This window comes from Chryseobacterium sp. R2ACT005, assembly GCF_049949215.1.
Classification (GTDB): domain Bacteria; phylum Bacteroidota; class Bacteroidia; order Flavobacteriales; family Weeksellaceae; genus Chryseobacterium.
On record NZ_CP188192.1, the window covers coordinates 3,814,085 to 3,839,114 of the forward strand.

Here is a 25,030-nt window from a genome sequence, read left to right on the forward strand (position 1 = left end):
AAAGATAAATCTTTTTTGGTATTATTTTGTAATTGTCACAAGGATGGGGAATAAAACCAGGGGTTGATATCTATTTAAACGCAAAGTTTTTATTCCTTTAAATGATTATTTTAAAGGAACTAGGAGAGATAAATTAAAATTGATTTGATGAAGCGACTTCTATATCTTTTCTTTAATTTCTAAACATTTTATTTCTTCCTGTCTTGAATCTTGAAATATCTTTCAGAATCACTTCATCATCAGGATTAAAGAATTTCAGTTCATTGACAATTTCTGAACGCGTGGCTACTTTCTCTGCAATTATTTCATAGGCTATGTTTCTGGTTGCTGTATGCAATTTGGGATCTTTTTTGAATTCATATTTCAGAGCCTCCAGATAAGTGATCTTTTTGTGGGCCGGAGTTTTCTGATATAAATGCTGAATTTCAGATTCCAGTTTTTTAACATCAAAAATATTGGCAAAGTAGTTATTCAAACAATTGAATGCATCTTTATCTTCTTCCCAACCTTTCAGCAGTACTTTTTGTGCTTCTTCCGTTTTCTCCATTTTTTTGCGGTATACCAAAGAAGCTTTCACCATTTGATTATTGACGGTATAGTCATCTGCAACCATCTGATAATAGTTGTGGGCATTTTTAAGATCATTGATTTCTTTATAGAGATCGCCTACTTTTTCTTTCTGCTCCATTTCTTTATAGAGGTCAATGGCTTTTTTGTATTGCTTTGCTTTTTCATAGCAGGTTGCAGCATCGGATTTGTTGTTCAGCTTTTTAAGATAAACTACGGCTGCTTCATTGTAGAATCCACCATTTTCCAGTGTTTTTGCACCTCTGTAATTATCCTGCAGCAGATTCATATAGACTCTGGCTGCTTTTTTATAATCGTTTTCAGCAATATATTTTTCAGCGAGTTCTTCGTATTTGCTTCGTATTCTGTCAAAAAGTGAATTTTCCAAATAGAAACTGCTGCTTCCTCCGCCTTTTCTTCCTGCTGAATTTCTGCTGTTTTGTTCTTTATCTTTTAAAGAAGTGATCACGAGAAGGATAATAACGGCTACAATTAAGAAAATAGCCAATGTTCCGACTACACTCCAAAAGCTTTCATGAAATAACTGGGCAACGATTCCGATGACCTTAAATATAGCCAGCAATAGGAATGCTGCCATAAATTTGTCTATAAATTTCTGTTTATTCATCATCATCGGATTTTAAAATGGTTTTATCATCTCTGAACAATCGATAAAGGAGCAGCATCACACAGATTACGAGAACCCATACAAACCAATTGTAGCCAAACATTTTTACTAATGGATAAAATAAGTACACCAGCATCACCACAAGGATTGCTATTAAAATAAATTTTACCCATACAGGTACGTTATCACCACCAAGATTTAATGATTTATTTTTAAATAAAAACAAATACAATCCTACTCCTGCAATCATCAGGATCACCATATACATAATATCTGAAACCGGGGCTTTATTCTCCAATGGCGTTCCTTCCGTTCCCACTGCTTTCACTTTTGATTTGTCAATGGAAGCAGAAGAAGGGTCTACAATATCAAATGTACCGTAAAGTTTTCCCAAGGAATCAGCCATCAAAGCTTTTCTCTTTTTCAGAAGGAATTTTACGACTTCTCCGTTTACAGGTTTTCCTTTGGTATACTGTTTTAGAGAATCTGAAATTTTACGTTTCAGTTTTTCTGTATTTTGTTCAAGATGTTTTGTAATCTTTTGGGTATAAATGGTTTTAAGAGAATCTCTGCTTTGTTTTTCTTTATTCACAAGCTTTCCAATGTCTCTTCCTATTTCACTGACCTCTCTTCCGCCAGCTTTTTTATAATTCTCCTTGTCTTCTTTTGTTTTGGATTCTATGATCCCGGCATGAATAAGTTCTTTGGACAATTCTTTTCTCTCCTGATGATATATAGAATCTATCTTCAGATCAATTTCCGAAATTCCGGACTGGAAAGCAATCATATCAGAAGGTGCTTTTACAGCGTTGTTTGCAATTTTTCCGGAAGAGGCTGTATTTTCTTCCTGATCGGGATTATTTTTATCTGAAGGCAACGCAATCTTTAAGACGATAGCCACGATAATTACTGCCCAGAAAATTCTGCGTAAATTTCTTGTTCTTGCACTGTCGGTTTTACCTCCGGAACCTCCGCCAAATAATCCTTCCAGCCAGGTAAATTTGCCAAAGCCATCTCCTCTGGAAGTTCCCATAACATCCAGAGAAACGCCTAGATCTACTGCTCTTTCAGGATATTTTTCAATGTATTGTAAGTATTTTTCTATTTCTTTTTTATTCCCGGCCATTACTTTTTTAAGGTCAAACGGAAGGTTATTCATCCATTCTTCTTCGGTTTGCTTTGGCTGTAATGCTTCCATCACTTTTTCGTCATCAATTTCAACGGTATAGCTTTCTATTTTTTGAGGAATTGAAACTCCGTTCAGTGGTTTTCTGATGCTTTCGTCTATAATACCGGGCTGTTGAATTAATGAAATCCAGTCGATTTCCTCAGATAGTTTTACCAGGCCGAATTCGGGATGCATAATCAGAAAACGGGAATCAAGCTGCGCCCAGTCTTCCGGATTTATTTTGGGATAAAAAGTAGTATTTTCAGGAATGAAAAGCCTGTTATCTACACACTGAAAGTAAGCATTTCTGCCTATTTCCTGCGGAGCATTGTCAGTAAAAACAAGGAAACAACCATACAGTACATTGGGATTGTCCGCAGGAATTGCATAAGATCTTATCTGGTTTACATTAATTCCAAGCATTTCCATTTCCTGAAGCCATACCACAGGTGAAGAGCCTCTGATCAAAAGCCCCGTTTTGGGATAATTATTTTTCGGGAAAGGTTTTATTCTAAGCTCCATAATCCAAAATCTGTTCTATAAACGGTTTCAAAAACCTGTCGCACATATCGTCCATTGTTCTTACTTTCAACAGGGCATGTTCCGGAAGATAATATTCTGATCCGCCAAATTCAGTATAGGTTGCCAAAGAGAGGAATCCATGAGATGTGGAAGGAAGGAAAAATTCTTCAATACTCTTATTGCTGCTCCGGAAAGTCAGCATTCCCCGTGAATCTGTAATAATTTCACTTCCGTCGGGGAATGTAAATTTATTTTTATTCTGCTCAGCAAAAATTTTAATCTCATACTTATTTTTGGAAAAATCCAGTGTGTTTTCTGAAGCACTGTACAATTCATGTCCGGAAATAACCAGATTTTCATATTGATTGATTCCTATTTTGTTGAAATTATTGATAATCTTCAATCCGCTTCCCTTCAGTTTGGCAACTTCCGCTTCGGCCTTTATATTATTTTTTTCAAATTCTTTATCTTTTCCGGTAATAGGTTCCACAGAAATATTTCCATCTCTGTTTATTTTATAGTGGGTAGAATTGTCCGGGTGATGCAGATAAAAACTCCGCCCAAAATAAATCAGTTTGTAGGACTCCGGAATATTCATTCCTGTAAGATTCTGCTCAGAATATTCTCTTGTATTCAGATTAAGCTTTGATATTAATTTTTGATCAGACTGATACTGGCACAGAATAAAGTGCTGCTGTTTGTCTTTTGCAAGGGCAAACTGTCCTTTTGGTTTTATGGAAATGTTATCAAACAACACTTCACAGCCATGATGTGTTTTATAGTAATCATAGGAATGTTTGTCGTAATAATTATCAGAAAGATAAGTCTTCAATAATTGCTTTTTTGAACTCAAAATAAAAAATTCTCCTTCATATAAAAACTTAGCGATCTTATTAACAGGGGTTGGGAATAAAATCGGATAATTTTGTGGAAGATCGGTTTTCTTTCCATTGAAGTTCTGAACAGACCGTTTTTGCTGTGGCGGATTGGCCCATAGTTCCTGCAATGGAAGTTTTATTTTCTGAATATGTTTTCTGGCTCCTTTATGATGTTTATAAAAATTAATTTCCCCATCTGATGTTGTAGTCACCAGAAACTTTAGTCTGTCTCTATTCTGAAGAACTACCCGCTGAACTTTTTCATCCTCCATATTCTCCTGATGGGTAATGAAGAAAACTTCAATATCTTTTTCAGTATGTTCCTGGTTAAAAAAACTTTCCAATGCTTCTGACACTTCCAAAACCGGACTTACCTGATTGAGGTTTTCCACCACTTCTTCCACTTTGTTAAGCGCAATTGGAACTCCTGCCTGTCCTAAAGCAAAAACTTTACATTCAGAATGGGCTTTCGGATGTTTGATAACAGCTATTGCAGAGGCAAAAGCCAAAACTTTTGGAGTTCCCCAGTTTCTGAGGGAAGTATCTATCAGGATAATTCTTTCAAAAATATTTTCTTCAGGCGGAATCTCTCTTTGAATGTAAAGAGCTTCATTATTGGCTACCCGATTCATGAATATATCATCTTCATTGGCAAACTCAGAAAGAAGCATCCTGTGAAAATCACCTTTGTTGGTCATATCAGAAATTCCTCCGATAGGCTGTTCTCCGGGAGAAAGGTGGCGCATCGGAATTTTCAGACCACTCCATATTCTTTTGATGAGACTTCCTACCTGAAATGTCTTTGGTTCTTCAATTAATTCTTTGATAAAATCTTTATCCGTATCCGTCGTTGTTTCTTCTTTTATGACCTCATCATCCAGTTCAGGTTCTTCAACCAGTCCCTTCATCGCATCAATGATGGATTGTACTGTAGGAAATTTTTCGTTCAGATTCAATGCGCTTAAATCTTTGTTTAAAACAGATGGACCGGCATGTTGTTTTTCTGCACTGGAAACAAGCTCATGCGGCCGCTTATAATAGATTCTTATATTTGCTTCAGCATTTACTGAAGATATTCTGTTGTGGCCATTGCTGAATAAAGTCTGCAGCAATACAATTCTGTTTTGCTTCTGCTTATAAACATTAGGAAGTGATTGTATTTTTTCAAGAAATTGAATTTCTTTTTCTGCATTGAAATCAAAATTTCCAATGCTGTAAAACTCAGCGGTACGTCTCAAAGGGCCGGCAAAATCAATATAACCGTCCTGCATCGCATATAAAACCATAAGCAGGGCTCCAAACGGAGGCCATCCCTGTGGCTGAAGTTCTTTGAGAATCTCCATCACATAGGGCCTGTATGCTATCGCTCCCACTCCCGGTACCGAGAGGAGATTGTTGTCATGATACCCGGAATCACCAGGAACATCTTCATCAGTTTTCCATTCCCAAAAGTAATTTTCGTAGGACTGGAAATAGGCCTTTAATTCCATTCTTTTGATTTTTCTGTAAGACGGAATGAGCTTACGGACAATGGGCGGAAATCTATTTCTTTTATTAAAAGGTAATTTCCATTTTCATCCCAAAGTAACCATCCTTCCAGATCTTTATTATATTTCTGCTGTAAAAGTGTGCTTAGGTTTTTAAATTCAAAATCCAACCCGGCCGGCAATAAATGCCTGTCTTTTGCCCAATATGTTTTTCCGGGAAAGCTTAATAATGGAATCCCTATAAACAGGGCTTTATCTCCCAAAATAGTCCATTTTATTTTTTCCAGTTTAAACTTAGGTAATGCAGCGATACTTTCTTTAATATCAGTAATATTACTCAGTAAAGCAATCACCGGCTGCTCTTCATTGCTTTCTTTTACTCTTACCTGAACCTGTTCATGAATTCCAAAATAGTTTTGATTGGAAGGTGGAAAAGTAAGCTGCAATGCCTTGTCTATAGGTATCCAAAGCAATGCTGTCCTCATTTTTTTACTTGGAACCAAAGCCTCTTTCCTGAATAAAAGACCCTCCCGAAGTTCATACAGGATAAAGTCCGGTAACTGTTGTATTTCCGGAGCTTCTACCTGTTCGTCAGTAAAGCCTTTCAGCCAGATTGTTTCTTCATCCACTGCGATCTGAACATTTTTCCAGTCTCTGATAGAGCCCAGAAAGTCTTCATCAGCACGGGGAAGTTCTGCCCAGAATTCTTTTAAACGCTTTGAAGGATTTTCTGCCATAAGCTTTCAATTTCTTGCTGGATATACTGTTTCTGTTCCGGATTTCTGATCCAGTCGCAACGGGTCTGCAGATATCTCAGTTTATCTTTTATTACATTCTGTTCTTCAAAGCTCAGCATTCCGCCATTCCATTTTTCTACAAGAATTGTCACATCTTTCATCACTTCCTCAGGATTGGGTGTTTTGTTGTGCATAGCCTGTGGATGGGAATCTGGGTGCTCGTCTTTTTCTATGGTTCTGTTGATAATTCCTTCCAGAATTTCAATCTGTTCTTCTGTATCCCAGATATGCTTCAACACCCAAAGGTCAGAAAGCACTGCTTCTTTTCTTCCGCAGATCAGGGCACTTGCGGCAATCAGGTTCTGAAGCTTTACGGCTCTACGGTCTGAAATAGCAATTCCTGTATTCCGAAGACTCATAATGGTATTCAGATATACTTCATAAATGGGTTTAAGGTCTATTGTCCAGCATAGGCTCTGGAGCTGCCTGATCTCATCGGCATGAATCTCGGGAACTTCAGTTTCTTCTTGGTTTTCCAGTTTTCTTCCGGCTAAAAGTACCTGTTGTAATAGTTCAGGATTTACATAATCTACATTAATTCTTACCAGAAAACGGTCAAATAATGCGTTCAATGCTTCATCTTCAGGAAGAACGTTACTTGCTCCTACAAACATCAGTGCAGGTAAGTGTTTTGTTTCTTTTCCTCTTTTAAAAATCTTCTCGTTAAGTGCCATCAAAAGGGAATTCAGAATAGCAGAGTTCGCATTAAAAATCTCATCCAGGAAGACCATGGAAGCTTCTGGCATCATTCCTTCTGTATTGGTTAGAAGTTCTCCTTCTTTCAGTTTTCTGATATCAAAAGGACCGAAGATTTCGTTTGGTTCTGTAAAGCGGGTTAATAAATATTCAAAGTTTTTGCCGTCTTTCACTGTTTTTGCCAATGTTCTGACAATAGCTGATTTTGCTGTTCCCGGAGGACCGTACAAAAAGGCATTTTCTCTTGCCAAAAGGCATATTCCCAACAGATCTACGACATCATTTTTGCCTACAAAAGTTTCTTTTACGTAGTTAAGAACTGTATTGAGTTGATTTATATTCTGATTCATTGATTTAAAAAATTAAAATTTCCACCATTTTTTCTTTTGAGGTTTCTCTTCATCTTTACTTTCCGCCTGTTCATTTCTTTTACTGAATGAAAAAGCAAGTCTCTGATAAGGATCTTTGATGTCAAAGTATAATAGAGTTCCATCATCGAGTGTTAGCACATCCATGATCTTATCTCCATCCTTGACCAGATTTTGTGATACATCCTGTTTATTGAGATGATGTCTGATCAAATCTCTTTCATCCGAAATTCTTGTAATAATATAGGGAGAATCTTTAGTTCCGTCTCCTGTTTTTTCAAGACATTCAAAAATAATCTGAGCGATTGTCATTTCAATATTCTTTCCTTTTTCATCGCCCAGTTCCTTGTACGCAAAACATTTATAAATATGTGCTCTCGGACTTAATAGAATATTGACATTTACATATGGTATAACCTCTTCAAATTTTCCTTCATTGAGTAAATTCTGGATGTTTTCAATATCTTCGGAATAAGGATCATATTCAGGATCATTGATCACCAGTTCACGGCACTTCAGGAAGGTTTCTTTTGTGGGGTCAGTTAAAAATTCAAATACTTTCTCATACGTTTTCATTGTGGTCTTCGGTTATCGTTTTTAGTTCCCGCCAGAATGCATCTTTGTATATTCCGAATTCGGCAGTTATTAGTTTATTAATGAACGGAATTTCCGCCAGTTTATAATCTTTTTTCTCAACAATTCTTTCCAGATATAATTTTCTGTAAGTTTTGTCCTTCAATTCTTCCTTCCAATTTACATTTTTAAGATCGAGATCGTACCCTATTCCTGAATAGTGAAACTGTGTCAGAATATCTTCCAGCATGGCAATCAAAGGATCTTCCGGATCTACAGAGTTTAAAGCAACAATGACCTGTGGTAGAAACCTCAGTGATAAGTCTGCGGATAAGATAGAAGAAACGTCCAGACTTCCTTTAAATGCGGGAATAAGATTTTCAATATTTTTCTCTGTATTTTCTCTGATCAGATAAAGCTGTGCGCTGTGATAGAGAATTTTTGCCGCCCAGACGGCAGTTTCCTTGTTACAAGTAAGTTGGCCGGATAGAAACTCCAGTCTTTCTTTTTCAAATTCTGTTTCAAAATAATCTCCTGCTTCCACCTCTTCCTGAGGGGAAATTTGCTGTAAGCTCGAGAAAAGCGTAATACATTCTTCCTTACGAAGCAAAAAGATCGTGTCTAAAAACGGTGACTTGGTTTCCATGATCTAACAAAAATAAAATTATTTCGTTGAGAATAAAATTTTTGAGGAGAAGATTCGTGTTAAATATGGAATTAAAGGGTGGGAAAACGCAAAGGCGCAAAAGATGATAAATGTTATGCTGTTTTAATGCGCAAGAAAATCTGAGATTTTCAGCATAGATACTTCGCAGTGATTTGCTTTATTAGAATTACAATTCTTAGTATTGAATTTTATCGGAAATAAAATCTTTTGCCTTTGCGTTTTCCAACCTATATGAGATTGCTTCGTCGCTGAAGCTCCTCGCAATGACGGGTTAGGCTACGATTTCAATGATATTTTTTTCCGGGTCAAGGATTATGCTTTCATAATATCCATCTCCGGTGGTACGAGGTTCTCCGGCTACTTCATATCCATCTTTTCTCAATGTTTCTGTAAGTTCATCTACTTTTTGTTTACTATCCACAGAGAATGCAAGATGAATGATTCCATACTGTTGAGCTTCATAAGATTTTTTGCTTTCTTTAATATCCGGCCTGTTCATGATTTCAAGACGGCAGCCATTCTCAAAGCTTAAAAAGTAAGACTGAAAATTTTTGATAGGATTATGGTATTTTTCATTGGAAACGGCTCCGAAATATTTCTGGTAAAATGCTCTGGATTTTTCAAGATCTTTAACCCAAATGGCAATATGCTCTATTTTCATTTCTAAAAATTTTATTGTTTTATCACTGCAAAACTAGCCTGACTGATTTCACCACACCTGCTCCGTATTATTCTTTTATTGCTTTGTATTTACCAGATTACGTTTTGAATTATATAAAAGACTCCATATATAATATTATTTAAGGTATTTATTGATAACATCTTATATATTCTGTTGATATAAGATGGCTTCATTGTTTCCATTATCGTAATCATGGAGACAATCTAAAAGTTATTATCTTTGCTCATTCAAAATAACATTATGAGTATTCACATCAGTGCAAAAAAAGGAGAAATTGCTAAAGTAGTATTGCAGCCGGGGGATCCGCTTCGTGCACAGTATATTGCTGAAAATTATTTAGAAAATGCTAAACTGGTAAGCAAAACCAGAGGAATTTTTTATTATACAGGTCTTTATAAAGGCAAAGAGATCACTGTAGGAGCCAGTGGAATGGGTTTCCCAAGTATCGGAATCTATTCTTTTGAGCTGTATACAGAATATGAAGTAGATACGATCATCAGAATCGGGACTTGTGGTGCTTACAATACAGATCTTAAACTTTTTGATATTTTAAATATTGATAAAGCAGCCAGCGAAAGTACTTATGCCAAATATGCATGGGGAATTGAAGATGAAATCCTTTCTCACCAGGGGAATATCTTTACTACCATCAATGAAACAGCTAAAGATTTATCTTTAAATGCTAAAGCAATCAATATCCACAGTAGTGATATTTTCTACAGAAAAGATCCTGCGACTCCGGAAATTGCTACAAAATATAACTGTCCTGCAGTAGAAATGGAAGCCTTCGGTTTATTTGCCAATGCTCAACACTTAGGAAAAAATGCAGCGACTATTCTTACAGTAACGGATATCATTCCGACACACGAAAAAATCTCTGCTGACGAAAGAGAAAAAGCTTTGAATCCAATGATGGAACTGGCTTTGGAATCAGCAATAAAGAGTTTGTAAGAAAAGACTATTCTGCTTATAAAAAAAGAGCTTTACTTTATCAGTAGAGCTCTTTTTTATAGTCTGAAAAAATTTCTGGCCGTTTCTGTGGTCTCGTCTGCGACTTCGGAAATGCTTATCTTCTTCAGATGGGCAATCGTTTGTGCTACATAAGGTAAAAAAGAGGGTTCATTTCGTCTGTTCTGCATTCTGGGCATATTTTTCGGAAGCATAAAAGGAGCATCTGTCTCAATCATCATCCTGTCGAGAGGAACATATTTTATAACATTTTCCAGGTGTTTAAATCTTTTTTCATCACTGACTGCGCCTGTGAATCCTAAATAAAATCCTTTATCCAGATAGAGCTTCGCTTCATCCAATGTCCCCGTAAAGCAATGTACAACAGCTTCAGGTAATTGGGAAAGATATTCATCTGTGATCTCATTAAATCTTTTAAACGCTGATCTTTCATGAAGAAAAAGGGGTTTATTCACTTCTATAGCGAGTTCCAGCTGGGCTTTGTAACATTTTTCCTGAATGGGTCTCGGAGAGAAATCACGGTCAAAATCCAATCCGCACTCTCCTACTGAAATCACATGATCCTGTTTTAATAATTTCCTGAGTTCCCCGATACTTTCGCCGTTAAACGATTTGGCATCGTGAGGATGAATTCCCGCTGTCGAAAATAGAATTTCCATATATTCTTCTGCAATCTCAGCAGATTCTTTGCTTCCTCTTACGCTGGCTCCTGTAAGAATCATATGTTCTACACCATGGTTCAACGCTCGGTTGATAATTTCTTCGTGTTCATTATAGAACTGTTTATTGGTCAGATTAATGCCAATATCAATGTATATGTTCATTGTTTTTAATTTTTATTACACACTATTTTCTTAGGGAGATAAGCGTGATTCGAACACGCAACCATTCTGTGCAGGAATTATTTTTCCATTTAAACTATTATCTCCAATTTACTTTGGGAGTACAGCTTCTCCTTGTGAACTGTGTACTCTTGTGAAACGGACGGGAATTGAACCCGCAACCTCTTACGTGGACGGCCAACACTCCTCCGTTGAGCTACCGTTTCAATAGTTGGGAGATAAGCAGGAATCGAACCTGCAACTCATTTTAGCAAAATGTATTTTTCCATTATTACTATTATCTCCGTATGGATTTTACCAGGGATTAACTTTATAATTTTTCAATAAAACTCCACTCAGGTAATTTCCTTTTATTCCTTCTATGACAGGATGCAGAATTCTCGCTGCACCATCCACTGAATCCAGCGGCGGAATGTATCCCATCTCAAACTGTTTCTTTCTAAGACTTTCCTTAGCTCCTGTAGAAATCCATCCTACGTCTACGGCACTCATATAGATCTGATCGTTTTCAAATTCTTTTGCAGACGTCAGAGTCATCATATTCAAAGCTGCTTTTGTCATATTGGTATGCGGGTGAAAAACCGTTTTATTCTCGTAGCTGAAAATTCCTTCTGATGAAGTAACATTAATGATAAATTTCTCTTTAAACGCAGAGTTTTTCATCATTGGCTTCAGCTCTTTGATCAGAAAATAAGGAGCTATATGATTGATGAGGTTTACCTCTACCAGTTCATACATAGAAACTTCCTCCAAAGTAGAATTCCAGCTGGTTTTTTCTCTGTTATCCACCGGTTGTCCAAAACGGGTAAGCGCAATCTGAGTTTCTTCATTATGAGCATATTCCAGTTTTGCTGTTTCACTTGAAATTTCTGTCTGATTAGGAATCAGGGTTTGAATATCTTTAAATTCTATCAGTTTTTCTTTCTCACGTTTTATAATCGGAAGATAGTATTCATCAGGATATTTTATGGTTTGAGCTGCATTATTGATCAGAATATCCAGTGTATCAAAATTAAATTTATAGAAGTCTATAAAATCCTGAATCGCCTTCAGATTTCTTAAATCCAGACCATAGATCCAGAGTCTGTCTTTCCAGTTGTCATAATCTGCCTCCTGCTGCATCAATTCCAGTGCCAGTGCCGGAAAACGGGTTGTCAAAACCAAATTGGCCCCATTTCTCAACATCTTCAATGCGGTGGCAAAACCTACCTTCACTCTTCCTCCTGTCAGAATTACGTTTCTTCCTGTAAGATCTGCCGTTTCAAAACGTTTTTCATAGTTTTCTGTGGCACAAACAGGGCATAATCTGGAATAAAAAGAGTGTGCATACTGATAGCTCTGGTTACAGCAGTAGCAGTTTTTCGGAATCTGAAGTTTTGTGAGCTGTATTTCTTCTTTTTCATTATCATAATAAGCAGAAATTCCCGCCAAAGCCTTCTGCATCAATACAGAATTGGAATTTACAGCCAGATCATGAAACTTCATCTCAGAGTAGTTTTCATAACGGCTTTGTTTTTTGGCGTTCTTATGAATCTTAGTAATCAGTCCTGAAAATATTTTGTTATCAGGGTTCATGAAAGGATCTTCCTTCAGAGCATTCAAAACCTTGAGACATGTTTCCCATTCTTCGGCTGAAAATTGTTGATCTGATTTGTTCATAGCTTCCGTTTTATATCTGCAAAACTAGAAGTATAATGCGCAATGTTTTTACGCAGTTAAAAGAGGATGAAAAATAGTTTTTATTTTTCCACAGATTTCGCAGATGACACAGATGTTTATGCTGTATTTATTCATTGATAAATTTTTCGAGAAACCCAATTAATTTTGTTCCTCCATGGCTCCAACGGATGCCGTGGCCTTCTTTTTCCCTGATTTCAAAAACCAGTTTATGTTTGTAATGAAAAAAAACATTCCACCAGGTTCTGTTGTCAAGGATATCATGAATTTTCATCATTACTTTCTCCTGTTTCTGCTGATTGTTTCCTTTGATTTCGCCCCAGAAATCATCATCCATTCTTCCGATATGTTTTTCCCAGGCTCTCTGTGCAATGGTAATTTCACTATTGAAAGATTCCTGACAAGCATTGATCAGGATTGTTTTTAAAGGTGGGATCGCACTTTCATCGCGGATGCTTGCGGAGGTTAATCTTTGGCCTAAAATATTCAGCCAATGTTCAAACGAAATTGCTTCCAGAAGTTTTGTTTTCACCTCATCTGCATCATTACTTTCAAGAATATCAATGAATTTTTCAAAGCTTTCTTTTCTGTCAATGATTATTTCTTCATTAAAATAAGGGCGGTGAAGTTCTAAAATATTTTCCTTAAACTTATGAATATTTTTCTCCAGAGTTTCCAGATATTCTTCTGCTAAAATAGCTTTATACTTGCTTTTCCATGTTTCTGAAAACAGAGAAATATAAGGTTGAAACAGATTCATATTTACTTCGTTTTGATGAGATTAACAGAAAGGCTTTCTTCTGTGATCAAATATCCAATCAAATTAAACCATTCTTTACAGTGATCCAGAATCCAGGCATCTGAAGAAATAACGATTTCTGAACTTTCCGCCAGGAATTTATCGGGATTGTACTGCAGATCACCTTCCCAATTGAGCTGATGCTGTTCTGCAAATTCAAGAATAATCTGTTTTATTCTTCCGCTGTTGGAAACCGGTTTGTCAAAAATCCATACCAGTTTCTGAATCTTATTTTTTCGGTGAAAAGCAGCCACCAATTCCACTGCTCTCAGGGTTTGATTAACTCTTTTATAGGTTCCATGAACACCGGAAAGATCACGGATGCAGCCATCCAGTCCTTCGAAAATATAAGCTTCGGAAAGCAGACTTTCCAGCAGGATCAGGACATTAAAACCGTCAAGGTAAACCGTTTTTCCTTTTAAATCTAAAGCTTCCACGTGTTTCAACCTTCTGTTGTAAAGTTGTAAATCTGATGCTGAAGCTCCCCGCAAAGCTTGTATCTGACGGGTTTTCAATCTATATCTGTTTCCAACCAGTTCAGAAGCTGCTTTTTCCGGGTACTCTCTGGTGAGAAGATACCGCATATCCTCAACAGCCAATTTCAGTTTACTGATCTGCTTCTCTGAACCGAACAGGGGATCATCGCCCGTATTTTTTCCGCGGTTTCTGTTACTCATACTCAAAAATAGAATTTTTGATGAATTTTTATGGTAAGAAATATATTTTTATTCGGGATATTAAAACCACCCCGTCAAAATTCTTTGAATTTTCGCCACCCCTCCAAAAGAGGGAAATTATGCCGATTCAAAAGTCCTATTTTGACATCAATATGGAGATTATTAAATAGAAATACATGTGAATACCACTTTCTTTCATTCTATTTCCTGATCTGTTATGTTTTCTACAACAAAAGAGATATTTTGTACAAAGTTTTGATATTTATTAGGAATAAGTTTGCAAAGACTTAAAAAATACCCTTATGAATACACTGAAAAAATTATGTTATCTGTCTGCAGCTGTGCTGTTATCAGCATCTTTCACTGCATGTTCAAGTGATGATAATGAGATTATTATTGAACAGCAGACTCCCTCACAGGTACTATCATCTACTCCATGGGAAACTACCGGAGCTAAGGATAAAAGTGGAAATAGTGTAGCACTTACAGATGCCAGTGTTGCCGGATATGTAGGTTTTGCTTATTTCAAAGCAAACGGAAAGTTTGCTATTTACAATCTTACGGATGTGCTGAGATCAATGGGAACATGGTCTGTAGATGCACAGGGAAAGACAAGAACTATTGCCGCATTGAACCCGGATGGGACGACTATTTTCACCCGTGATGTTGAAATTCTTGTTTTAAACAGAAATGAATTTACGTACAGAATCCGTCCTAACTCCAGCGATCCGTCTGTATATTATGACATCATCCATACGAGAACTTCTCATGCAGAACCAACTAATGGACAGCTTACATTAGCTTCCACACCATGGGAAACGACTGGTGCTAAGGATAAAAGCGGAAATAATGTTGCATTAAATGATGCCAGTGTTGCCGGATATGTAGGATATTCTTACTTCAAAGCTAACGGAACTTTTAAAATTTTCGGATTAAATGATGTATTGAGATCTGAAGGTACATGGTCTATTTCTCCGGATGGGAAGAAGAGAACGCTTACCACGCCTACTTTTACCCGTGTTGTGGATATTCTGCTTCTGAATGAAACTACATTTACGTACAGAATTACCCCAGATGTAGCTAATCCATCTGTATTTTACGATATTATTCATACTAAGGTCAACCATAAGGAGCCTTTGTAGTGATTATTTTTTTGATAAGAAGGAAGAAACCTGCTCAGTAATGGGCAGGTTTCTTATTTTAAAATGAGAAAGAATATTACATATAATCTTCCCACCATTTTTTCCAGGAGATTGTTCCCAACTGATCTAAATTTACTTTTTCTCCGATCATAGGAAGCGTAATCGGTATATTATTTTCTTCTGCATGTTTTGAGGCCAGTTCCAAAGGTTCATACCAAATGTGCTGTGCCAGCTTGAATTTGGAATTATGGACAGGAATGAAGTTTTTAGCTTTCAATTCTTTAATTTCTGTGATAAGCTGATCCGGCAACGTGTGAATATACGGCCACTTTTCGTTGTACTGTCCGTTTTCCATGATGGCCAGATCAAACGGTCCGTATTTGTCTCCAATTTCTGTAAAATGATTTCCATAACCGCTGTCACCACCCAAAAACAATTTTTTCGTAGGTGTTTTTAAAACAAAAGAAGTCCAGAGTGAAATATTACGGTTCAGCAATCTTCCGGAAAAGTGTCTTGCCGGAGTGAGCGTGATTCTGAAACCTTCTGCAATGTCTATGCTTTCCCACCAGTTTTTTTCGATGATTTTGTCAAAACTCCAGCCCCAGTATTCAAAATGCTGGCCCGTACCCAAACCACAAATGACTTTTCCTACTTTATCTTTTAAATCCTGAACGGTTGTATAATCGAGATGATCCCAATGGTCATGGGAAATAAGCAGAAAGTCAATATCCGGCATATGTTCCGGCTTGTAATAATCAGCTCCCTGAAAAGCTTTTATGGAACCCGGCATTGGGGAAGCATTTCCACTGAAAACAGGATCTATCAGAAATTTTTTACCATCTACCTGTATGAAATAGGAACTGTGCCCGAACCATATCAAAACATTTTCTTCAGGTTGAAGGTTCTCTAGATCCGTTACTACAAATGGAAGTGCAGTTTTGGGTGAAGTATTTTCCACTTTACATAGGGTGTGGAAAAGTACTTTGGTCATGCTTTCTCCTTCTAATAAGGAAGGTGTTGTCAATATATTCTGAAACCTCCCATTAAGATAATTGGGAAGTGTATTGAAATATTCTTTTCTTTTTTCATCGGGAAACTGCCCGAGCTGCTTTTTTAAATTCATTCCCTTATTTTTTACATTCTGAGCCTTTCTTCTTCAAGGTCCAGTCTTGTTAGATAATGTCTTATATATTCTTCGTCAATATTCGGGTTGCGTCTGTTTTCTTCCCGAAGCCAGATTCTTTGCTGTTCCAAGGTTTCAAAATAGATTGCTTTTGCTTCTTCAGACAGCTTATGAATAGAGTCTTCTTTGTCTTCCTGTTCCCAGCGGTCCATCAGTTTGCTAAAATATTCATTTTCGCTTCTTCTTTCTTTATAATTTTCATCAAGATACCTGAAGGCTACCTTGCGTATTTCCCTTCTTAAGAAATGTTCAGATTCTTCCTCAGACAAATATCCTCCTCCGGCATCAGATAAATTGAGTTTTTTGATTAAAGCAGGTAAGGTAAGTCCCTGAATAATCAAAGTGGCAAGAATTACAATGAAAGTAATGAAGAGAATAAGATCACGATGTGGGAAAGGCTGTCCGTTTTCCATCACCACAGGAATAGATAATGCTGCTGCAAGAGAAACTACCCCGCGCATTCCCGTCCAGCCCATCAATAATGGAGCTTTCATTCCGGGGTTTCTATCGGCTACATTAATAAAATTCCTCATAATCAATGTTACGAAAACGGCACCAAAAGAAGAAAGAAAACGCACAATAATCAGTACCGCTGTAATCAACAATCCGTAACCGACAGCATCAGACAGACTTATTCCTTCTTTGTTTAAACCTACCATAATTTCCGGCAGATCCAGTCCTATGAGTAAGAATACAATTCCGTTGATCAGAAATACAAAACTTTCCCAGACATTGGAACCTCTTAATCTGGATTGTGAAGTTCTGAAAATCTCATGTCTTCTTACGGAAAGAAATAATCCACCACTTACTACTGCCAGTACTCCTGAAGAGTGAACTTCTTCTGCAGCAATGTACATCACATAGGGAGCAACCAGACTTAGTATAGCATCCATATTGACATCAGTAGGGAATATCTTTTCAATTTCAAGGAATACAAAAGCCAATACAACTCCTATTCCCAACCCTCCGAAAACCATCCATCCAAAGCTAATGGCTGCATCCTGCCATATAAACTGCCCTGTAGCCACCGCCAACATTGCAAACCTGAAGATGATCAGTGAGGAGGCATCATTGAACAAACTTTCACCCTCGAGAACAGTAGATAGATTTTTAGGAACTTTTACAAATTTTAAAATGGCTCCGGCACTTACCGCATCCGGTGGTGATACTATTCCACCCAACACAAAACCTAATGCCAGTGAAAAGCCGGGAATATATGAGTTCGCTACAAAAGCAACAGTGATTGCTGTAAGGAAAACTACAATGAATGCAAAACTGGTAATGATCCGCCTCATTTTCCATATTTCCTTCCAGGATACGGCAAAGGCTGCTTCGTATAAAAGCGGAGGCAGGAAAATAATAAAAATCAGTTCAGGATCTATTTTCAACACTGGTAATCCAGGGATAAAACTAATAAGAAGTCCGGCAATAACCAGTAGGATAGGATAGGCTACTTTCAACCGATTGGCCAGCATAATGGCCCCAATAATGACAAGGACCAGTCCTAAATAATAAATAAAATTTTCCACCATTGCTTTTCAATTAATTTTAAATCAAGTCTCTGTTATCGAATAACAAAATTTAAAAGAAAAATAAATATAAGCATAAGATTTTGAGATGTGAAAATAAATTTAATCGACTATGAAATTTTTGCCAAATGATGTTTAATGTAAATAAGTCTGATCTTTAGAAAGCCATTTAACCAGTCCCAGCATAATACATCCCAATATTGAACCTAACAGGATCAATACAGCTAAAGTCTTCGCAAACGCTGTCCCATACTTTTTTTTATCGAATGTAAAATCTACTGGATTAATATTATATGTAGTATAAACTGAAGGATTGATGCGCAGATCCGGTCTGAAGTAAACGATTCCCTGAATATATCTTCTCCGCAAAGCTCTGAGATTTACAATATAGCAGCTGTAACCTGCATCCACTCCATCAAAATCTACCTCTGTTACAGAGCCATTGTGTTTTACTTTTAATACATAAATTTTATTTCGGGGGCTAAGATCTACATCATATTCATTGGCAAGGTGATATTTTTCCAGATTATGGTAAAGAATATGATCTGTCGTTCCATTTTTTCTTTCATAATGAACTCCTTTATCATCAACCACAATCCTTTTAACTACTCTTTTTGTGACCGTCTTCTGATAAAGAATAAAACGATATAAACCAAAACCTAAGGCCGGATAGTACAATATTGATACTACAACAAGCATTACAATATTTTTACAAATAATAACCGGTAATACTAATAACACTAAAAACATCACCAATAATAAAAGTACAGCCAATGTTCTGGTTAACCAGGTCATGAACCACCATGGCTTAGAGACTAACGGCAAAAAATCTTTTCTTACATCCTCTTGCATCTGTTCAAGATACGAAAAAGGAAATACATAAAAAAGGAAACCTTTCCGGCTTCCTTTTTTTCAACAAGTTCCATAGAAGAAACTTTGTCTTCATCAAATATATTATTTAAGGTCTCTAATTTTTCTGTTATTCTCCCAATTCCAGCTGGTTTTTGACCAGATTAAAATATTCTCCTTTTCTGGATACCAATTCCTGATGGTTACCCTGCTCTACAACTTCACCTTTTTTCAAAACGATAATATTGTCTGCACTTTTCACTGTGGATAAACGGTGTGCAATGATAACAACGGTTCTTCCTTTGAAAAATTCCTGCAAATTATCATGTATAATTTTTTCATTTTCTGCATCCAGTGCAGAAGTAGCTTCATCAAAGAAAATAAAATCCGGATTTTTATATACCGCTCTTGCAATAAGAATACGTTGTTTCTGCCCGCCGCTTAAATCATCTCCTGCGGCTCCTATTTTGGTATCAAATCCCAGAGGAAGACTTTGAATCATTTCATAGATATTGGCTAATTGGCAGGCACTGATCAATTGTTTTTCATCTGCGTCTTCCTGCATGGCAATATTTTCTCTTATGGTTCCGCTGAATATGTATGAATCCTGAAGCACAACCCCACAATTGCTTCTCCACCAATCATGATTGATCTGAAACAGCTCTTCTTCCCCGATATTCAGATTTCCGTCTGAACAGGGGTAAAATCCCAGAAGCAGCTTAGACATTGTTGTTTTACCACTTCCGCTTTCTCCTACTATGGCAAGAACTTTCCCATTAGGGATTTTAAAATTAATATTCTTTAAAACATAAGGCTGATGCCCTCCCGGATACTTGAACCATAGATTATTTAAACTGATATCCTTACCCAGCAGAGCCTGATCTCCGTCTTTTAAATTCAGGTTTTCATCGGTTTGCTGTAAAATTTCCTGAACTCTTTTATATACTAAACTTGAATCCTGAAACGAGCGGAAAAAAGCGACCAGGTTTTCTATGGGGGCGGAAGCAATGCCTATAATATATCCTATACTCAGCATCTCACCAACGGTCATTTTCCCAAGTGACACCCAATATACGCAGAAAAAGGTGGTTGAAAATATAAATAACTGCTTAATAATGCTGGTAACATTGGTTTGATAAATATCCAGGATAAGACTTTTTACTTTGGTCCTGTATATTTTTTTCTGCAGCTCTTCCCACTTTGATATTCTTGAAATATGCGCATTACTGATTTTAACAGAGACCATCCCGGTAATCATCTCCACAAGATGGTTTTTGCTTTCTGAATTTAATTTAAAGGCATAATAGTCTATGATCCTTCTCTTATTATGAAACAGGTAAATCCATACAGTGGAAAAAACTGCAATTCCCAGAAATCCCAATGCGATATACTGGTTGTATATCAAAAGCCTTATGACTAATACGATCAGTAAAAAAACTGATAAAATATTGGATAACAGTTGTCTGGTTAATAACTGTTCTATTTTAGACTGTTCTTCTATTTTCTGTAATAAATCTGTATATAATCTGTTTTCGAAAAAAGAGACCGGAAGTCTGACTGTTTTCTGCAGCAAGTCATTCAGCATTTTAATGCTTACCTGTGAGCTAAAGTGTACCCCCACAAAATTCTGAAGAATATTGATGAGTATCTGCCCGCCATACAACAGCATCTGAAATCCAAAAATTCCAATAATCACTTTTCCTTCTTTCGACTTCATTCCTTCATCAAACATCTTCTGGATCAGCTGAGGAAAGATGTATGAAATAACAGAACTTATGGTAATTAAAAAAATAAGCAGCCCAATTTTGAAATTTTGTTTTTCTAAAACTGAGCGAATATAGCTTTTGAAAATTTTTAAATCCTGCTGTTCAAAAGGAGGTTTAAACTCTACAAACTCTTCTGTCGGAATTAATTGCAGTCCGATCCCTTCGTTATCTGCAGAAGAAATCCAAAGTTTTACAAACTGCTCTTTTTTAAGCTTTAGCCTGCCATATTTGGGATCCGAGATATAATAAAAATTATTTTTGATTTTATAGAGTACAACAAAATGCTCCTGCTCCCAATGTAAAATGCATGGTAAATGAACATCCTCGTTCAGTGTAGACAAAGGAATCTTAAAAGGAGTTGTATGAAAATACAGCTTCTTCCCAGCATCATTAATATCTGCCAGGGTCACCCCGGATCGGGTAACTTCAGTAAGGTTTCTCATATATACAAGGTCACAATCTTTGCCGTAATATTTTAGAATAATCTTAAGGCAAACCGGACCGCAATCCATCTGTTCTATTTGGGAATAAAAGGGAAATTTGTTGAACACAATAATAAGTTAAATTGTTATGCCTAATGTTTTCAGCTTTTTAGTAAATTCTTCATCTTCTACTAATTGCCCGTTATTGGATGTTTTATCTAAATAATTTTCTATTATAATTTTTACTAATTTTTGCGGAGAACTTTTAACATGAGAAAAATTCTCGTTCAGATACTCTAAAAAATCTTCATCTTCAATTTTATCAATACAGCGCATGGCTATCAGTAAATTTTCCTGATCACCGGAAAATTCATTTTGCTTTAATAATTCATTAAAGATCTGCTGAAATATCAGCCTTGTTTTTTTCTCATCCTGCAAAGATTTAAGAATGGCGATATAAGAGTTATTAATGATATGTTTTAACATCCCCTGCTTATCAATAAGCGGAAGATTTTCAGCCAGATTTTTGTACCTCTCATTTTCATGTTTATTGCCCATGAAAAAAGCCAGTATCTTCAGGACTTCTGCCTTGTAGCGCTCTTCATTTTGAGTACGGGCAAAAATTCTGATTTTATTAAGTGACTGTTCTCCAATAATTATGGCAAAATAAGGAAACGTATTACTCTGAATTAAAGCACTTTCAATAGCCCTGTCAATATTTTCCTCTGCCAGTTCAAAATCATTTTCCACGTAGTTTTTATACGCAAGCAAAGCATAGTCTAAGCTTATCATTCCCTGATGAATAGGCTCTATGAAATAATTATTCATACTTTGCATTTTTGAATACAGATAATTTCCTAAGGTAATATTCCCTGCACGAAAAGCAGAAAGTGATTTTTCAGACAAATTCATATAGTAAAACAACCCTGCCTGGATATCTTCCGGAACGCCTTTTTTAAATTCCTCAATCAGATTTTCGAAAATATGTCTTGGCTTTTTCACCTCATATTCCCGGAATTCTACTGTTTTTATTTTGTCTAAAATTATTGTTTCCATACATCATCGATTAAGAAAGCACAGCTTGTTCATTAATATATCTCTGAAGAAGAATTCTGTCGTCAATATTAAATTTGAAAGAAGGACACGCCGGGATATTATCATACCAGTTTTTCGGACACGCTCCACCACACAACGGAAGGAATTTGCAGCTTTTGCACCATGAGTTGTTATCCGGTATTTCATTAAACCAGTTTCTCATCACAACATTTTTGCTGTCTACATCTTTATCTTTCACAATGTTTCCGGCATAAAACTCAGAGTTGTCATATTTTGGAGTGTACGGAATTTCCCAACATGTAGAAACGTTTCCGAAGGCATCAAATACTTCCGAAGTCTGGCTAACCACCATGCATGGTTTGGTAACTCTTTCAGGGATAATCTGGGTTTTAAATTTAGCTTTTGACTGTAAAAGCTTCATATAAACTTCTATTTCAAGCTCTGCGAATTCTTCTTTAGAAACTCCTTTAATAGTAGCTTTGTTATCACCCCAGTCGTGAATAGGAGCCAGATAGAAACTTACGTGCTCCAAAATTCCTTCTGCTTCCAGATAATCAATAAAATCTATCACATTGTAGCTGTTTTCTTTATCTACATTACATCTGATATTGAAGCTGGCTTCTTTTTGATACAATTCGGAATTAACAATTTCTTTGATATTTTTAATAATGATATCAAAACTGTTGGAACCATTCTTAAGATATCTTCTCTTATCATGGAATTCCTGAGTTCCGTCAACGGTGATCTGATATTCTGTAACTCTATAATTTTTTACCAGTTTTTCAAACAGAGAATATTTAAGGCTTAATGCATTAGTAATGATTTTTGAAGAATATTGGATGTTTTTTTCTTCGCACAGGCTAATTAAGCGGGTAGATAAATTAGAGATCGCCGAAAGCCCTGTTAACGGCTCTCCTCCATACCAGGTAATGCTTAAATGTTCAAGATCGCTGGAAAGACTTTCCATTTTGGTGATGATTCTGTCATACGTAAGGTCTAAAACTTCTTTTGACATACTTTTGTTGGTATGTAGCTGGCCACAATAGTGACATCCTAACTGGCAGTTTCCGGAAGGCTGGATCACATAAGAAAGTGTTTTCAGATCCTGATGGTCTACAGACATGATGTTATCTGACAGGATTTCTCTCAACTCATCTTCAAACTCGGGTACGTAAAACTCATTTTTTATCAGGTTGATAAAAATCTCTTCAGGAATTTCAGTGGTTTCAAGATTACATATTTTTTCATATAATCCTTTTTTCACTTCAATGGATGTTCCGGAACGGGTAGAAAAAAGAATGATATGATCATCTAAAATCTCCTCGTTTTCTATGGTATGGATATATCTTGATAATTTGTATTTCATAATTATTTTATTTTAACATTAAATAGAGTAGCACGAATGCTACTCTACTTTTTACTTTAGTTGTAACTCCAACATTCGTTACCACTGCAAGTCTGTGTACCTCCAAATCCCCAGCAGTCATTCTGGCTTGTACAACTTGCCGCTAGTTCTAAAGGTAACTTACCTCCTTTGATTGTCTTTACCGAATTTTCGCTCATTTCCTGTAGCTTGTTTTCAGTGATTTTTTTAGACAATTCAAACAATTTTTTGTTTTTCATCACAATAAATCTTAGGTTAATTTTTTTTCTTGTAAAGTTTTAATTCCACACAAGACCCTGCAGAACATGATTGATGGAATCAGAGAGTATTAGTTATAGCTCCAGCAGCTGTTACCACTGCAAATAGCTGTACCTCCAAATCCCCAGCAGCTGTTTTGGCTTGAGCAGTCTGCAGCAAGTTCTAAAGGCAGTTTACCACCTTTGATTGTCTTTACTGAATTTTCGTTCATTCCCTGTATCTTGTTTTCAGTAATTTTTTTAGACAATTCAAACAATTTTTTGTTTTTCATGATAATAAATTTTCATAGTTAGTAATTTCCCTGAACAGTTTTAATTCCACACAGGGCTATACAGAACGCGAATTTCTTTATGAAAAGCTCCAGCAATTAGGATCTATCTGCAAATCTGGCCTGCAGTAACTACAGGTACATTGGCTACAATGGTAAGCGAGCAAACCACCGGTAATAAATACAAGGTCCTCTTTCTGCAGTTTTTCCATTTTGACCTTTGTGATTTTTTTGGAAATCATTTCAAGCTTTTTGTTTTTCATAGAAGTAAGTTTTTTATGTTTATTACGAATCTTAGCTCTATTAAAAATTAATCAAGCCTATATAGACGAGTTATTGGTCAAAATAAGCCCAACAGCTGTTTAATGCACATGGGCTGGTTCCATAACCCCAACATGCATTTGCTCCGAAACATGCACAGTCTGATATTATCTCTTTTTGTATTCCCCCCTTAATAACTTCTACTGATTCTCTTTTCATTCCTGGGATTTTGTTCTCAGTGATTTTTTTAGACAATTCAAACAGTTTTTTGTTTTTCATCACAATAAATTTTCATGGTTAATCGTTTTGCTGAAAAGATTTTATTCCACAAGGCATTACAGAACATATTATTCTTTAATAGAAAGCTTTACGGCTATATTGGGTTATTGTATATCTTTTCGACTTTTTATTACAATCTGTTATTCAAAAATTGCACAATGGGAATCATTCAGCGAGCAGTTAGTCCAATAGCAATGGCAATTAGCATCTCCAACGCAATCACCTATGATACCTTCTTTCCTGCGTAAATCGTGAGAATTTCGTGTTTTTCTAATTTTTTGATCTTACCTAGGGTTATCTTTTTGGATAACTCCACAAGTTTTTTGTTTTTCATGGTTATTAATTTTTATCCTTTGGTGTTATTAGTTTTTTTGAACAGCTTCAATCCTCAAAAGAGGTCTACAGAATTTTATGAATACATCCAGCAGCTGTTCTCTGAACACACCGGCGCCGGTCCACAATACGCATAACAGTTTGGCCCATCATAGCACTCTTCTATAATACTCTTCTTTCCAGCGTATATCGTGAGAACTTCATATTTCTGTAATTTTTTGATCTTGCCCTGAGTTATCCTTTTGGATAATTCCTCAAGCTTTTTGTTTTTCATGGTTATAGTTTTTATCCTTTGGTGTTATT

General features: G+C 36.3%; 24 protein-coding genes and 1 tRNA gene. 2 read left to right on the forward strand and 23 right to left on the reverse strand.

Annotation, left to right across the window (positions count from 1 at the left end):
* Positions 1-172 precede the first annotated feature (172 nt).
* From ACPF63_RS17470 to ACPF63_RS17505, 8 genes are all read right to left on the reverse strand, one after another.
* Positions 173-1,195 carry a hypothetical protein gene (locus ACPF63_RS17470; protein WP_426480758.1) on the reverse strand — a complete coding sequence of 341 codons (1,023 nt, stop codon included), beginning with the start codon at positions 1,193-1,195 and terminating at the stop codon, positions 173-175.
* A complete protein-coding gene (locus tag ACPF63_RS17475; protein WP_219072226.1) occupies positions 1,188-2,885 on the reverse strand; it encodes a nicotinamide mononucleotide transporter family protein in 1,698 nt (565 codons plus the stop codon). Before ACPF63_RS17475 ends, ACPF63_RS17470 begins: the two co-directional genes overlap by 8 nt.
* Entirely contained in the window at positions 2,875-5,253 is a 2,379-nt protein-coding gene (locus ACPF63_RS17480) for a hypothetical protein (protein ID WP_180565172.1), read from the reverse strand. The genes ACPF63_RS17475 and ACPF63_RS17480 overlap by 11 nt, the downstream gene beginning before the upstream one ends.
* Positions 5,244-5,987, reverse strand: a complete 744-nt coding sequence (locus tag ACPF63_RS17485; protein ID WP_426480759.1) for a hypothetical protein — start codon at positions 5,985-5,987, stop codon at positions 5,244-5,246. The genes ACPF63_RS17480 and ACPF63_RS17485 overlap by 10 nt, the downstream gene beginning before the upstream one ends.
* Entirely contained in the window at positions 5,960-7,093 is a 1,134-nt protein-coding gene (locus ACPF63_RS17490) for an AAA family ATPase (RefSeq protein WP_426480760.1), read from the reverse strand. The genes ACPF63_RS17485 and ACPF63_RS17490 overlap by 28 nt, the downstream gene beginning before the upstream one ends.
* 12 nt (positions 7,094-7,105) lie before the next feature.
* The gene (locus tag ACPF63_RS17495; RefSeq protein WP_426480761.1) at positions 7,106-7,687 is read right to left on the reverse strand and encodes a DUF4919 domain-containing protein; all 582 of its coding nucleotides are present in this window, start codon (positions 7,685-7,687) and stop codon (positions 7,106-7,108) included.
* Positions 7,674-8,330 carry a hypothetical protein gene (locus ACPF63_RS17500; protein WP_426480762.1) on the reverse strand — a complete coding sequence of 219 codons (657 nt, stop codon included), beginning with the start codon at positions 8,328-8,330 and terminating at the stop codon, positions 7,674-7,676. Before ACPF63_RS17500 ends, ACPF63_RS17495 begins: the two co-directional genes overlap by 14 nt.
* A 292-nt stretch (positions 8,331-8,622) precedes the next feature.
* Positions 8,623-9,012, reverse strand: coding sequence for a VOC family protein (locus tag ACPF63_RS17505; RefSeq protein WP_426480763.1), 390 nt, complete (start codon positions 9,010-9,012; stop codon positions 8,623-8,625).
* A gap of 261 nt (positions 9,013-9,273) precedes the next feature.
* On the opposite strand from ACPF63_RS17505, the gene deoD reads away from it, so the two are divergent.
* Positions 9,274-9,984 (forward strand): purine-nucleoside phosphorylase, encoded by a 711-nt coding sequence (gene deoD / locus ACPF63_RS17510; protein WP_219072222.1) that lies wholly within the window; start codon positions 9,274-9,276, stop codon positions 9,982-9,984.
* Between the two features lie 56 nt (positions 9,985-10,040).
* Here deoD and ACPF63_RS17515 read toward each other — a convergent pair whose 3' ends face one another.
* From ACPF63_RS17515 to ACPF63_RS17535, 5 genes are all read right to left on the reverse strand, one after another.
* Positions 10,041-10,826, reverse strand: coding sequence for a TatD family hydrolase (locus ACPF63_RS17515; RefSeq protein ID WP_426480764.1), 786 nt, complete (start codon positions 10,824-10,826; stop codon positions 10,041-10,043).
* Between the two features lie 152 nt (positions 10,827-10,978).
* A tRNA-Gly gene (locus tag ACPF63_RS17520) sits at positions 10,979-11,050 on the reverse strand.
* A gap of 88 nt (positions 11,051-11,138) precedes the next feature.
* Positions 11,139-12,503 carry an SDR family oxidoreductase gene (locus ACPF63_RS17525; RefSeq protein ID WP_426480765.1) on the reverse strand — a complete coding sequence of 455 codons (1,365 nt, stop codon included), beginning with the start codon at positions 12,501-12,503 and terminating at the stop codon, positions 11,139-11,141.
* A gap of 127 nt (positions 12,504-12,630) precedes the next feature.
* Positions 12,631-13,281 carry a hypothetical protein gene (locus tag ACPF63_RS17530; RefSeq protein ID WP_426480766.1) on the reverse strand — a complete coding sequence of 217 codons (651 nt, stop codon included), beginning with the start codon at positions 13,279-13,281 and terminating at the stop codon, positions 12,631-12,633.
* Positions 13,282-13,283: 2 nt separating this feature from the next.
* Positions 13,284-13,997: a DUF434 domain-containing protein gene (locus tag ACPF63_RS17535; RefSeq protein WP_426480767.1), complete on the reverse strand. Its 714-nt coding sequence runs from the start codon at positions 13,995-13,997 to the stop codon at positions 13,284-13,286.
* A 302-nt stretch (positions 13,998-14,299) separates the two neighbouring features.
* Between ACPF63_RS17535 and ACPF63_RS17540 the strand changes: the two genes are divergently transcribed.
* Positions 14,300-15,139 (forward strand): DUF4822 domain-containing protein, encoded by an 840-nt coding sequence (locus ACPF63_RS17540; RefSeq protein ID WP_426480768.1) that lies wholly within the window; start codon positions 14,300-14,302, stop codon positions 15,137-15,139.
* A gap of 76 nt (positions 15,140-15,215) precedes the next feature.
* Here ACPF63_RS17540 and ACPF63_RS17545 read toward each other — a convergent pair whose 3' ends face one another.
* The 10 genes from ACPF63_RS17545 to ACPF63_RS17590 form a co-directional block, all read right to left on the reverse strand.
* Positions 15,216-16,262: an MBL fold metallo-hydrolase gene (locus ACPF63_RS17545; RefSeq protein WP_219072216.1), complete on the reverse strand. Its 1,047-nt coding sequence runs from the start codon at positions 16,260-16,262 to the stop codon at positions 15,216-15,218.
* An 11-nt stretch (positions 16,263-16,273) separates the two neighbouring features.
* Complete coding sequence (locus ACPF63_RS17550) at positions 16,274-17,854, reverse strand: Na+/H+ antiporter (protein WP_426480769.1); 1,581 nt, start codon at positions 17,852-17,854, stop codon at positions 16,274-16,276.
* A 132-nt stretch (positions 17,855-17,986) separates the two neighbouring features.
* Positions 17,987-18,703: a hypothetical protein gene (locus ACPF63_RS17555; protein ID WP_426480770.1), complete on the reverse strand. Its 717-nt coding sequence runs from the start codon at positions 18,701-18,703 to the stop codon at positions 17,987-17,989.
* A gap of 127 nt (positions 18,704-18,830) precedes the next feature.
* Positions 18,831-20,978, reverse strand: coding sequence for a peptidase domain-containing ABC transporter (locus ACPF63_RS17560; RefSeq protein ID WP_426483231.1), 2,148 nt, complete (start codon positions 20,976-20,978; stop codon positions 18,831-18,833).
* Positions 20,979-21,026: 48 nt separating this feature from the next.
* On the reverse strand, positions 21,027-21,944 hold the full coding sequence (locus ACPF63_RS17565; RefSeq protein ID WP_426480771.1) for a hypothetical protein: 918 nt from the start codon (positions 21,942-21,944) through the stop codon (positions 21,027-21,029).
* A 10-nt stretch (positions 21,945-21,954) separates the two neighbouring features.
* Entirely contained in the window at positions 21,955-23,310 is a 1,356-nt protein-coding gene (locus ACPF63_RS17570; RefSeq protein WP_426480772.1) for a radical SAM protein, read from the reverse strand.
* 56 nt (positions 23,311-23,366) lie between these two features.
* Entirely contained in the window at positions 23,367-23,567 is a 201-nt protein-coding gene (locus ACPF63_RS17575) for an ecotin (RefSeq protein WP_426480773.1), read from the reverse strand.
* An 89-nt stretch (positions 23,568-23,656) separates the two neighbouring features.
* Positions 23,657-23,857, reverse strand: coding sequence for an ecotin (locus tag ACPF63_RS17580; protein WP_426480774.1), 201 nt, complete (start codon positions 23,855-23,857; stop codon positions 23,657-23,659).
* 330 nt (positions 23,858-24,187) lie between these two features.
* On the reverse strand, positions 24,188-24,394 hold the full coding sequence (locus tag ACPF63_RS17585; protein ID WP_330745285.1) for an ecotin: 207 nt from the start codon (positions 24,392-24,394) through the stop codon (positions 24,188-24,190).
* A 409-nt stretch (positions 24,395-24,803) separates the two neighbouring features.
* Positions 24,804-25,001: an ecotin gene (locus ACPF63_RS17590; protein WP_426480775.1), complete on the reverse strand. Its 198-nt coding sequence runs from the start codon at positions 24,999-25,001 to the stop codon at positions 24,804-24,806.
* Positions 25,002-25,030 lie beyond the last annotated feature (29 nt).